Source organism: Chitinophaga nivalis (assembly GCF_025989125.1).
In the GTDB taxonomy this organism is placed as follows: Bacteria; Bacteroidota; Bacteroidia; order Chitinophagales; family Chitinophagaceae; genus Chitinophaga; species Chitinophaga nivalis.
The window spans coordinates 1411406-1424953 of the sequence record NZ_JAPDNR010000001.1 but is presented as its reverse complement, the minus strand read 5'-3'; the positions used below and the strand labels follow the sequence as shown (position 1 = coordinate 1424953).

The window sequence follows — 13548 nt, the reverse complement described above, 5'->3', positions numbered from 1 at the left end:
TAAAAACGTCCCGGTATCTACCGGGACGTACTATTTTAATATCGTATCGTTGCTGTTATCAGAACTGCGTAGCCAGATAAGCCATCGTTCCCATACCAACTTCAATGGCACTTTCATCAATATCAAAAGTAGGGGTGTGTACACCGGAAGTAATGCCCCGGGCCACATTACCGGTACCTAACCGGAAAAAGCAAGCCGGTACCTGCTGAGAGTAGAAAGCAAAATCCTCTGCTCCCATCCGGAGTTCTGTATCTTCTACATTCGCCAGTCCCAGGTAATCTTCCGCCAGGCCACGGGCTTTCGCCGTTACGTCTTCATTGTTATACAGCGTCGGATATCCTACCAGTATTTCAATATCTATTTCCGCACCCATGGCTTCTGCAATACCTACTGCCTGTTTGCGGATCAGCTCATGCGCTTTAAAACGCCAGGTTTCGTCCATTGCCCGGAAAGTACCCATCAGCTTTACTTCACTGGGAATCACATTGGTAGTGAAACCACCGTTGAAAGCACAGATGGATAATACAGAAGGGGAGAACGGATTATTATTTCGGGAGATGACCTGCTGCAGACTTACTACCAGCTGAGAGGCCACCAGAATAGTGTCTACCGTCAGATGAGGTGTAGCAGCGTGCCCGCCTTTCCCTTTGATGGTAATATAGATTTCATCTGCACTGGCCATGTATTTACCTCCCCGGAATCCGAGTTTGCCGGCTTCCATGGTAGGTTGTACGTGCATACCCAGAATAGCATCCGGACGCGGATTCTCCAGCGCGCCTTCTTCAATCATAATACTGGCGCCACCCGGATGTTTTTCTTCACCTGGCTGAAAGAGTATTTTCACGGTACCTTCAAATTCATCTCTCAGTTCGTGTAATATCTTCGCCGCTCCCAGTACACAGGTGGTATGTACATCATGTCCGCAGGCGTGCATCACACCGGTACGCAGTGATTTATAAGGAACGTCGTTGGCTTCTGTAATCGGTAAGGCATCAATATCGGCGCGGAGGGCGATGATTTTAGATGCCGGATTTTTCCCTTCTATGAGGGCAATCACACCGGTACCTGCAATACCCGCTTTAAACGGGACACCAAACTCCGTTAGTTTTTCCTGTATAAACCGGGATGTTTCATATTCCTCGAAGGATAACTCGGGGTGCGAGTGTATATGACGCCTGATAGCGGTAAATGCTGGTGCATAGGCTTGGGCCAGCGCTTTAATACGGTTCTTCATTAGATAGTTCTTTATCCGGTGACACGTTGATGATGGCGGGCACTACAAATACGCCGCCTGAAAACAGGCCGGATAATTTGTCGCGCAATTCGCTGGCCTCTTCGCGGCTTTTGAAATCGCCTACGCGCACTTTGAAATAGGGAGCCTGATAATCCATATAGGTACGGTAATCGCTGTAGAGCTGCATTACCTTGGCTTTTGCTTCGTTTGCGTCGCCACGTTTGTTGGTGGAAATCACCTGTACCCGGAACCCGGATTGGTTACGAATAGCCAGTGTGTTAATATAGATCTGTTTTTTAATCAGTACATCCACACGGCTATCTTTAATCACTTTCACATTTCCATTGGAGGCAGTGGATGCATAATCCTGTGCCATCGCCCAACTGCTTCCCAACAAACAGCAAACCAGGACAAATAATTTTTGCATGAATACAGTATAATTAACTATGAATAATCTTTATTGTGCGCCGGCTTTCCTGCTCTCTTCCACGATATTCACACTGGCACTGGCTCCGATACGCGTAGCTCCGGCGGCTATCAGCTCTGCTGCAAAAGCAAAGGTACGAATCCCTCCGGAAGCTTTTATCTGTATATTCTCCGGCAGGTTGGCACGCATCAGCTTCACGGCTTCCACGGTAGCGCCTTTTTCTGCATATCCGGTAGATGTTTTCATGAAATCCACGCCATACTTACTATACAGCTGGCAGCATTTCACGATCTCTTCTTCCAATAATATGCCACTTTCGATAATGATCTTGATCACTTTTTGCTTTTCCCGGACAATATACATCAGGTGAGCGATCTCTTTTTCCAGGTATTCCCAGTCATTATTTTTGATAGCAGAGATATTAATCACTACATCCAGCTCATCTGCCCCGTCTACTATAGCCAATACTGTTTCCGCTACTTTGGCTTCTATGGCGGAGTACCCGAACGGGAATCCTATCACGGTAGCTACTTTGGTGTTGGTAGCACCTAAAAACTGTTTGGCTAATTTCACATATGGCGGCGGAACACATGCCGCAGCAAAATCATATTCCACACATTGCATACAGAGTTGTTTGATATCTTCCAGTACAGTCGTAGGTTTTAATATCGTATGGTCTATATAGCGATTTATATTCATGAGGCTTCTTTAGTTATTGACCCCAAAAATAAAGAATTACGGATTAAGAAGTAAGGATTACGCCGGGGGAAGCCATTTTAGCGGCAGGTACCTGACAATAATAAGGAAGTAAAGGGGCCATGCTATACCACCTTCCTGTAGGGTAGCTGCATAAAAAAACGGATTACAGATGGCACATTAAAAATGTTTCTCTGTAATCCGCTTGAATTAACTCAAAATATATGGTCCCTGTTACGCCTCATTCGCTGCTTGTTCATCACACATGGCGCAGGGTGGTTACCTGTTTACAGGTCTTTACCGTGGCATTGCTTGAATTTCTTGCCGCTACCACATGGGCAAAGATCGTTACGACCTACTTTAGGACCTACGCGTACCGGCTCAGATTTTACTTCTTCTGCCGTATCGTAATCAGGTGCTACTGCTTCCTGGCCGTTACTGCGTTGTTGTTGTTCCGCAATATCTTCATGGGAAGCGCGCAGGCGGCTCATGTCGGTTTTTTCTTCATGGCCTTCACGGATCTGTTCTTCTTCTGCTTCCTGGCTTACCGGAATACCGCATTTGCACAGGAAAGAAACGATATCGCGGCTGGTTTCACCATCCATTTGTTTGAACAGGTTAAAGGCCTCGAATTTATAGATCAGCAACGGATCTTTTTGTTCGTATACCGCACTTTGTACAGATTGTTTCAGATCATCCATAGCGCGCAGGTGTTCTTTCCAGGCATCGTCAATCAAAGCCAGGGTGATACTGCGTTCCAGGGCATTCATGGTTTCATGGCCATGAGTATCTACTACTTTTTTCAGGTTTGCCAGTACATTGATACCTCTCTTACCGTCGGTGAAAGGAATGGAGATATTTTCAATGTGGTGACCCTGTTCTTCATAAATACGTTCAATAACCGGCAGCGTGTTGCTAGTAATATCCTGTACTTTACGCTGGTAGTTATTTTTACCCTCATGATACAGTTTGGATGCCAGGGTAGGAATATCTGTACGAGCCAGTTCCTCTCTGGTAATTTCTGTATCAATGGAGAAGTTCATGATAGCTTCCATTTTGAAAGCATCGTAGTCGCCACTTTCTTTATGTGTAGTCACGAGACTTTCTGCTACATCGTAGAAGGCATTGTCCACATCGATCGCCAGTCGTTCGCCAAACAGGGCGTGATTACGTTTGGAGTAAATCACAGTACGCTGTTTGTTCATCACGTCATCGTATTCCAGCAAACGCTTACGGATACCGAAGTTATTTTCTTCTACTTTTTTCTGCGCTCTTTCGATAGAACGGGTGATCATGCTGTGCTGAATCACTTCTCCTTCTTTATAACCCATCCGGTCCATCAGACCAGCAATACGCTCGGAGCCGAACATACGCATCAGGTCATCTTCGAGGGATACGAAGAACTGAGAAGTTCCGGGATCGCCCTGGCGACCGGCACGACCACGCAGCTGCCTGTCTACACGGCGGCTTTCGTGTCTTTCTGTACCGATGATAGCCAGACCACCGGCTTCTTTCACACCGGGTCCGAGTTTAATATCCGTACCACGACCTGCCATGTTGGTAGCAATGGTCACCGCACCGGCCAGACCCGCTTCCGCTACGATCTGTGCCTCACGGGCGTGTTGTTTCGCATTCAGTACGTTATGGGGAACTTTATCGAATGCCAGCATTTTACTCAACAGTTCAGACACTTCCACGGAGGTAGTACCTACCAGTACCGGGCGGCCTTTCTGCTGCAGTTCTTTGATTTCTTCGATAACAGCTTTGTATTTATCACGTTTGGTTTTGTAAACCAGATCTTCTGCGTCGAGACGGGAAATAGGCAGGTTGGTGGGGATGGTTACCACATCCAGTTTGTAGATTTCCCACAACTCACCGGCTTCCGTAGAGGCAGTACCGGTCATACCGGCCAGCTTGTGATACATACGGAAGAAGTTCTGCAGGGTGATGGTTGCAAATGTTTGGGTAGCTGCTTCCACCTTCACATTTTCCTTGGCTTCAATCGCCTGGTGTAAACCATCGGAGTAACGGCGTCCATCGAGGATACGACCGGTTTGCTCATCTACGATTTTCACTTTTCCATCCATTACCACATACTCTACGTCTTTATCAAACAACGTATAGGCTTTCAGCAATTGCTGTACGGAGTGGATACGATCGGATTTCTGTGCGAAGTCCTGCAGGAGGATATCTTTACGCTGCAGTTTTTCATCAGGAGAAACTGACAGTTTTTCAATTTCAGCCAATTCACTGCCTACATCCGGCAGTACGAAGAAGTGTGCATCTTCGCCACCTTGTGTAATCAGTGCAATACCTTTTTCTGTCAGGTCTACGCTGTTCTGTTTTTCATCGATGGTGAAATACAGTCCTTCGTCTACTTTCGGCATTTCGCGTTGCTGATCTGCCAGGTAATAGTTTTCTGATTTCTGCAGTAACACCCTGTTACCGGATTCACTGAGGAATTTGATCAGGGCACTGTTCTTCGGTAAACCTCTCCAGGCGCGCATCAAAGCCATACCACCTGTTTTGGAGTCGTCTTTACCTTCCGCAATCAGTTTTTTAGCTTCCTGCAGGTATTGGTTGGTTACTTTTTTCTGCATTTCCACCAGGTATTCGATGCGCGGTTTTAACGCATGGTATTCCTGTTCGTCACCGCGGGGAATAGGACCGGAGATGATGAGTGGTGTACGGGCATCATCCACCAATACGCTATCCACCTCATCCACCATCGCAAAATGGTGTTTACGCTGTACCATTTCATCCGGGCTGTGTACCATGTTATCTCTCAGGTAGTCGAAACCGAATTCGTTATTGGTACCGTAGGTAATATCTGCCAGGTAGGCATTACGGCGTTCTGCGGTATTAGGTTGGTGCTTATCGATACAATCAACTGTGATGTCGAGGAATTCGAAGAGAGGACCGTTCCACTCCGAGTCACGACGTGCCAGATAGTCGTTCACGGTTACGATGTGTACGCCCTGACCAGCCAGTGCGTTGAGGTAGGCAGGCAGGGTAGAAACGAGGGTTTTACCTTCCCCTGTTGCCATTTCCGCAATTTTACCCTGGTGCAGTACCATACCACCGATGAGCTGTACATCATAGTGGATCATGTTCCAGGTAACATCACTGCCGGCAGCTTTCCAGGTATTTTTCCAGATTGCCTGATCGCCTTCAATGGTTACGTATTCTCTTCTTACTGCCAGCTGACGGTCCAGGTTAGTCGCGGCTACAGTCAGCAGCGGGTTCTGGGTAAACCGGCGGGCGGTTTCTTTCACTACTGCAAAAGCTTCCGGCATAATCTGCTGCAATACTACTTCCAGCTGTTTATCGCGGTCTTTTTTCAGTATATCTATTTCCTGATATATAGTGTCTTTCAGTGTTACATCTTCTGCAGCATCTGCTGATTCCTGCTTAGCGGCTATTTCCTGATCGATAGTAGCGAGGTGCGCTGCTATACGCTGACGGAAGTCCTGCGTTTTGTTACGCAGATCATCGATAGGCAAGGACTGCAGTTTTTCGTACTCCTCATTAATCTGCCGCACAAATGGAGAGATGGACTTAATATCCCTGTCTGATTTATTCCCTCCAAAAAGCTTTGTTAAAAAACCTAACATGTTGAATGTTTAATTACGAATTACGATTTATATATATTGTAACCTAAAACCTTATCCAGGCTGAGTCGATATCAGTTGGTTTATACCTGCTCCACCAGCCTGTGGCACATAGGCTGCGGCTTAGTTAATTGGATAAAGGGTATTCAAGTTACTCAAATATTATGCTTGTAAGAACAAACTGTCAAGCTGTCAGTTGCTGATAGCTGCTGCTTAAGGCCTGTAAAAGTAGTAATAAATTTGGGGATTTAACGGGGATTTTGGGCTGATTTTAAGAATTTAAAAGGATTGCAGCTCCGTCGCATGGGGGTTATAGCCCGAATATGGGATGACCGGGCTTACGCCCGGTCATCAACTTATCTGTAAAAAAGGTCCACTACTTTTCCCAGTCCTTCATAAGACTGATATTTTGTCAAGGGTTCATTCCGGCCAGGGATGTCATAGAAGTCAATCCGGCCATTCCGTCCTTCCGGCAATGCCGGATCATAACTACCTACGATAATGCTTTTCATCAGCTGACCATCCCATTTGCCTACCATCGGGCAATTGATATAGGTAATCGGCTTGCTACCCAGATCCAGCATCAGGTAAGACACATCAGCATAAATATCATATTGATACAAACGGCTGCCTGCCGCGTAAAACAAAGTACCAAACTGATTACTCACCGCAAACGCGGTAGCACGGGCAATATCCGTGGCATGATTCATATCACAGTAAAAAGTAGGCACCACCCCATTCCCCATATTAAACCGGTAGAGCGAGTATTTGCTGGTACCTGGTACTTTCAACACCGCGTAGTTATCCCGGTTGTTAAAGTTGGTAGACATCATCGTCACCAGATCTTTACCTGTCTGGAAACTGAAGATGGTATCGCTTCGCAGTACCGTACAGAAAGCACTGTACCCATCGTGTTGCAGAAACTGCCGGTTGGTAGCATCATATACCACCGAAGAAAAAGAGCCGCCTGTATTACTCGCAATAAAAGGCGCCGGATTAAAGTAAGCCGTATCACCGTCTATCCGGTTTGCAGGCAGGCCAAAACCGGATTTTCCAAATATCTGGTTCTGATAGAATAACCGGTCTGCTGTAATCAGGTAATCTACACTGCTATAAGAAGTAAGAATCGCTTCGGGCTTGAATCCCGCAGGTACCTGTCCAAGTATATCATAAGCAATGGTATAGGTAGGCTTCCAGGAAAAGTCTGCTGTCTTAAATTTCAGGACGGCTTCATCTGTATGCATATAAATATTCACCCCATCGCCATGCTGCGACTGGTTCAGCTTCCGCGGCCCCCGCACCACCGGTGCACCGGAATTCGTATAGGCCAGCAGGTCATTAATGATCAGGCTCTTGTTATCCAGCAAACTCACCATATCCATCCGCGCCACGCCGCCTACATCGCAGAGCAGCACCCATCCCGAAGAAGTAACAGATTGCACTTTCAGGTAGAAACGCTCCTGGTACCGGACATTCGTTTGTTTATCTGTCATGATAAAAAAACAATGATAATAACCCGGTTTCAGGTTAACGACGTAATTCAGATTCCGGCTGGTTCCCAATACCCGGCGTAAGGTATCTCCGACGCCGCCGGTCTGCATCAACGATTCCCAGCTGTAGGCATAACGCGCCGTATCATTATTATCCTGTGTGAATTTCGTCACAGGCCTGATTTGTAACGTATCCTTAAAAAAGAGGAAATACTCTTTGTGAATACTATCGAACGAAACAGATTCATTCACGGGTACATAATCATAATTACCCAGGTCTTTATAACAGCTGCTCCAGCATAATGCGGTGAAGAGCAGTATAAATATAAAAGATAGATGGTTGTGCTTCATGTTGATCGGATTTTAAACTGCTTATTGCGCATACTTACCCATTTTCATTAAATCGCCATTCTCTTCACGGATCGTATCTTTCGCCAGGGCATGGTCATCCAGGTAACGTTTCATGAAACTGGAGACATAGTACATTTTTCCCAGGGGAAAATCATTCTTATTAGGAGGATTAAAATCTGATAGTTTCATGGGTATTTCGCTGCACATGAGCAGGATTTTCTTTTTTGTGAAAACACCCAGGTAGTTGACCTCCCATACCTTGGGCATGTTCAGCTGATCTTCTACAATGACAACGTGTTTTAAAATACTCCGTTTGGTTTTAAGGGTATTGTCGATCACCGCAAAAGGCAGATTGGTAGTAAAGTTTTCATTCGGCTCCAGCGTCAGGGTAATAGAATAAGCCCTGGAAGCCATTTCCGCCGTCTTGTGCAACAGCACGGGCAAAGTTGTAACAACTTTGCCGGCAGGCATGATGGTTTTTGCCGGCAGGAAAAAATGTACCCCCTGCTTCGCCGCAGCTGCGGCGGTATCCACAATCTTTAGTTTAAACTCCCGGTCATAATCTGCTACCGGACCAACAGCCCTTATCAGCAAAGGAACAATCGTATCCGTAGTTGCCGGCGTAAAAGCGAAAGTAACCGGTGTAGTATCCTGGGTCACGCCGGAAGTATTAACTACAGAGAAATAAATATCATTATTGTTCGGATAGGGAGTAATATCAGTGCTTTTGCAGGCTACTGCTGCCAACAGCCATAGCCATCCGTATATTTTTTTCATAATGAAGTCTGCTTTTAGTTCCTGAATTGAATTTCACTATCGGGCAGTGGCAGGGTGTATTCCTTGGTGGTCATGGTCACATTACCACTACCGCTACCGGCAGGAATACTTCCCGTGAAGGTGCGTTTGTAATAAAAAAACACCTGTCCTTCACCATAAAACTCCCGTTTGTAATCTTTCTTTAACTCAGCGTCGATCCCCATACCAGGTAATACATCCGATACGTTCCGTACTTTCCGGATAGCATTGATATAAGTCAGTGCAGTGGCTTCATCCGGCTGACATTCTGCAGCGATGAAATACATTTCGCTGATACGGATCATCGGAATCAGGTTACGGTAATTCCGCCGGGTATCCGGAATGTCGGCATACTTGTAAAAGCAACGGAAGCTCTTTTTATTATCACTGGGACGCAGCCAGGTATTACCATACCTGGGATCAGGTTCTTTCTTTTCAAAATCACTTTCCAATCTGTTGGAAGCGGCAGCGAGTATTTTACGGTCGGCCTGCTCCGGACTGAAATACAGCAGGAACTTATCATTCAGGCGAATATCATGTAAGGCAAACAGGATCTCCGAAGAAAATACCCGGTCCGGGTTAGGCCCGGTTACCCGGTCGGAAGTTACCAGCGGAAATTTATCGCCGATTTGCTGCATCACGGCAGTAGCGCATTGCAGCGCAGCCGGCTTGTTGTTGGCATACAGATAAGCCCTGGCTTTCAGTGCCATCACAGCAAAATAGTTCATCCGCAAAGAGCGGTATTGCCACGTATCTGCGTTACCGTTAGGATCCGGAAAAAACAGTCTTCCACCTGTAATAACAGGATCATTCTTCAGGTAAAAAGCTGCACTATCCAGGTCTGTCAATACCTTCTGCATCACCTCACTGCCCGACAGCAACGGATTATACTGGGAAGTAAAAGTGGTATAATAAGGTATCCGCTTCGCCAGTGAATCCTTTATGTATACCGGGCCGAATAAACGAAAGGCATCGAAATGCAGGTAGGCACGCAGTGCAAACAGCTCTCCCTTCACCCAACCAAAATGGTTACCGGTAAACAAATCCCGGCGTTCATCTATCACAGAAAAAATCTTGTTGATATTGGCCACGTTCCGGTACAATCCCTGCCAGCTCCTATCCAGTATAGTTTTCACTTCCTCGCTGGCATAATCGTAGGTCACCAGTTTATACAGATCATGTCCGGAAGCAATGTTATACCGCTGGGCGAGTACCTCCGTCATCTGCATATTCATTTGTCCGCCATATAAATCATTGCTGGTAAGATCCAGGTATACGCCATTCAGGGCATTGAAAAATCCGTCTTCTGAATTAAATAAATCTGCTTCCGCCACTTTATCGCGTGGCCGCACATCCAGCCATTTTTTGCAGGCGGTAAACAACAGCACCGGCAACAACAGCAAAAGGGTAAATATTATCTTTCTCATGTAGTGTAGTGTTTGGCAGTTTAGAAACCTAAGCTGATAGAAAAGGACATCATATTGGCAAAAGGATAGTCAATACCTCTTTCCCGTTTGATCGTCGATATCCGGAAAATATCATTCATATAGGCGTTCAGTCGCAGATAGGACAGGTGCCAGCGTTTCACTATCGCATGTGGAACTTCATATCCCACGTTGATAGATTCTCCGGCCAGGGTATTTTCCTGCTCCACAAAGCGCGTCGACCTTTTCGCCATGTTGGCTTCTATCTGATTGGTGATAGTGGTCATGCTGATACGTCTGTACAAAGCTCTGTCGCCGGGCTGTTGCCAACGGTCGTATAAAGCACGCCGGTCCTGGTTATAGCGGATATCGGTCGTATTGATATTCTCCACCTTATTATACAGGGCGTCATTAAAAATATCGCCACCTACCCGGTAACGCAGGTAAACACCTACGGTGAGTCCTTTGTAGAAAAAGTTGGTACCGATGATACCATCCAACTTAGGCCTTTCATCTCCGACTACTACTTCATCATCTGCATCATAGCTGAACGTGAGTGAGCCATCTTTCTTAATAAACACTTCATTGCCCGTGCCGGGGTCAATACCTGCCGAACGTACCGCCCATATAGCAGTGGGACTACCACCATCATAATAACGGGTAAGGCTCTTGGATCTTTCTGCCTTGTTCATCTGATCCAGTTTATTACCGATGTTGGTAAAATGCGCCTTTTCATGTTTGGCAGAGAAGGAGAAACTCCAGGTAGTACGCTGTTCCGGCCGATATATAGGGAAAACGGTTGCCTGGAAATTGTAACCGGTACCCTGTTGGGCGCCCAGGTTGGTCGTATAGCTGGTGGTACCTACGGAAGATGGCACACTGATAACAGCAATCAACGGATCTGTTGTTCGCTGATAAACATCTGCATTTATTTTCAACCGGTTATTCAGCACCACAATATCCGCTCCCAGGTTTTTGTCGAGGGTTTGCTGCCATAACAGGGAAGGGTTGCCAAAATTGTCGATACTGGCGCCTACCCCGAAGTTATTGATGGCATTGGTATGGTAATAATAAGTAGTGTAAGACTGGTAGGCAGAAAAATTCTGGTTACCCGGTGTACCGATGGCCGCTCTCAGCTTCAGCATATTCACAAAAGAATAGGGCTGCATGAAAGTCTCGTTGTGCAGGTTCCAGGAAACACCTGCTGACCAGGAGCTCCGGAAAAAGTTACGGGAACCGAATACGGAAGAACCATCCAGGCGGTAGTTACCTTCCACCACAAAGCGCTGGTCATACATATAACCGCCATTCATATAAAAGCCGGTACTACGTGTAGTCGCTTCCGCGGAATACGGCCGCTTTTCCCGGGCATATCCGGCAGCATATGCCGGCGAATTCACTTTATCAGGAAAACCGCTCGCATCATACCCCTCGCTGGCACGCTGGTTTTGCTGGAAGTTCCAGCCAACCACCCCGTTTAGCTGATGTTTGCGGGCAATTACACGGCCATAGGTAGCCGTCAGTTCACCATCGTAATTCAATCCGGTAGTTTCCACATTGCTGTAGCTGCCTTTCTCCATCGGATCTTTGGCATCGAAACGGGTATTTTTGGGAGATAAAAATATCTCGTGCTTCTCCTGTTCTTTGGTGATTCCCACACGCGCCCTGATCCGGAGATCGTTGTTCACGGCATATTCCACATTGAAGTTATTGACCACCCCAAAGTTTTTGGTCCGGTCCATGTTCGGTTGCAAAGCGTTGAATAAAGGATTAGCAGTGGTATCATAGCCGCCTCCCGGTGTGGGCAATATATCCAGGTATTTGGATACGGTGCCGTCTTCATTTCTTTTAGGATAATAAGGATTGGCCCGCGCGAAATTTTCGAAAGACCCCCAGGACGATTCATTGGCGGTATAGAAATTCACCGACAGGTTATTATTGAAGCTGAGTTTCTTTTTACGATACATCAGTTTCAGGTTAGCCCCTCCCATATCACGGCCGGAGCCTTTCATTACGCCTTTCACTTTTTTGTAGTTGGCGCCGGCGCTATATCTCATCTGGTTATCGCCTCCTTCAATATATAGCGAATGGTTGGTCGCATAACCCACTTGCAGCGGCTCACTCATCCAATAGGTATTCACCCCTCTCAGTACCTGCAACTTTTTCACGTTATACAAACTGTCCATCAGCTGGCGGGCATTCTCATCATTCTCTATGCGTGAGTTGGGGCGGTAACGGCCTGTGATCCGTTCAAACTCCAGTTTCTCTGTTGCATTCATGAGATTATAGTCCCGCAGGTCTGGCATCACAATACTATTATCCGTACTATAGGATACTCTCAATTCACCCGGTTTCGGTTTACGGGTTTCCACCACAATCACACCATTGGCTGCTTTCGCGCCATAGATCGCGGTGGATGCCGCATCTTTCAGGATGGTAACACTTTCCACCCGGTTCATATCAAGATCTATAATGGTACGTAAGGTAGTCTGGAACCCATCCAGTATAAAAAGCGGTTGGTTAGGATCGGTACCAAACTGCTCTTTCAGGCCCAGGATACTGGTTTTACCCCGTATTTCCAGACTGGGAAGGATATTGGGATTAGCGCCCAGTTTATTATTTTCAAAAACGGTGAAAGACGGATCGAGGGAACGTAAGCTTTGAATAACGTTCTGGTTACCGATCTGTTTCAGTTCCTTCGCGGTATAGGTGGCAATAGATCCGGTAGTACTTTCCTTATTTCTTTCATAGATACCGGTAATCACTACTTCCTTCACTTTGGTGGCATCTTCCTCCAGCACAATCTCCAGCGGGCTATTGGCTTTAAAAGGTATTTCCCGGGTTTTGTAGCCTACGAAGCTCACCACAAGGATATCCCCTTCTTCCACCATTATACGAAAACTACCAAACCCGTTCGTCTGGGTACCGATAATTTTTCCTTTAACCCGGATGGTGATGCCGGGCACCCGTTGTTCGTTGCCTTTAGTGTCCCGGAGGGTCACCGAACCGGTAATGATCTGGCGTTTGTCTTGTACCGGCGTTGCAGCACGGCCGGCTACCTGATAGGAGGTCGCGCCGTTACTACCGGTATGTTTCACAATCACCTGGTTGCCTACGATGGTATATTTCACCGTTTCATTAAAGATGTTATGCAATACTTCCTTGAGTGTTGCATCGTTGGCAGAGATACTGATGAACTGCGCAGGATCTATTTGTGCGCCGTCGTATACAAAGCTGAGATTCGTTTGTTTCTCGATTTCAGATAATACATTGGAAATAGGCTGATTCCTGACTTTGACAGTTACTTTCCTGTTCAGTGTGAGATTGTCCTGGGCATTCAGCGGGGGACTGCCGATCAGCAATCCCACCATCAGTAATGGGCACGACATTTTGCGCCACCGCTGGCTGATGTACGGTACTAATTTTTTTTTCATGGCGTAAGCGATTTTACGTTAGGCTAAATGATTGGTTTTTTGGTTGTTGATAAATAGCCGGTAGTTGATTTCATCTGGTGGCTGAT

Annotated in this window: 8 protein-coding genes; all 8 read right to left on the bottom strand. The window is 46.5% G+C overall.

Going from position 1 to position 13548, the window contains the following annotated elements; all coding sequences use genetic code 11:
- Positions 1 to 58: 58 nt before the first annotated feature.
- The 8 genes from OL444_RS05840 to OL444_RS05805 all read right to left on the bottom strand — a co-directional run bounded on the left by OL444_RS05840 (position 59) and on the right by OL444_RS05805 (position 13462).
- Positions 59 to 1234: a M20 metallopeptidase family protein gene (locus OL444_RS05840; protein WP_264734165.1), complete on the bottom strand. Its 1176-nt coding sequence runs from the start codon at positions 1232 to 1234 to the stop codon at positions 59 to 61.
- Positions 1218 to 1661: an SPOR domain-containing protein gene (locus OL444_RS05835; protein ID WP_264734166.1), complete on the bottom strand. Its 444-nt coding sequence runs from the start codon at positions 1659 to 1661 to the stop codon at positions 1218 to 1220. Before OL444_RS05835 ends, OL444_RS05840 begins: the two co-directional genes overlap by 17 nt.
- Before the next feature lie 30 nt (positions 1662 to 1691).
- Complete coding sequence (gene deoC, locus OL444_RS05830; RefSeq protein WP_264734167.1) at positions 1692 to 2360, bottom strand: deoxyribose-phosphate aldolase; 669 nt, start codon at positions 2358 to 2360, stop codon at positions 1692 to 1694.
- Between the two features lie 284 nt (positions 2361 to 2644).
- A complete protein-coding gene (gene secA / locus OL444_RS05825) occupies positions 2645 to 5971 on the bottom strand; it encodes a preprotein translocase subunit SecA (RefSeq protein WP_264734168.1) in 3327 nt (1108 codons plus the stop codon).
- 353 nt (positions 5972 to 6324) lie between these two features.
- Positions 6325 to 7809: a PKD-like family lipoprotein gene (locus tag OL444_RS05820; RefSeq protein WP_264734169.1), complete on the bottom strand. Its 1485-nt coding sequence runs from the start codon at positions 7807 to 7809 to the stop codon at positions 6325 to 6327.
- 21 nt (positions 7810 to 7830) lie between these two features.
- Entirely contained in the window at positions 7831 to 8586 is a 756-nt protein-coding gene (locus tag OL444_RS05815; RefSeq protein ID WP_264734170.1) for a DUF4843 domain-containing protein, read from the bottom strand.
- 14 nt (positions 8587 to 8600) lie between these two features.
- A complete protein-coding gene (locus OL444_RS05810; RefSeq protein WP_264734171.1) occupies positions 8601 to 10031 on the bottom strand; it encodes a RagB/SusD family nutrient uptake outer membrane protein in 1431 nt (476 codons plus the stop codon).
- A gap of 20 nt (positions 10032 to 10051) precedes the next feature.
- A complete protein-coding gene (locus tag OL444_RS05805) occupies positions 10052 to 13462 on the bottom strand; it encodes a SusC/RagA family TonB-linked outer membrane protein (RefSeq protein WP_264734172.1) in 3411 nt (1136 codons plus the stop codon).
- Positions 13463 to 13548: the final 86 nt, after the last annotated feature.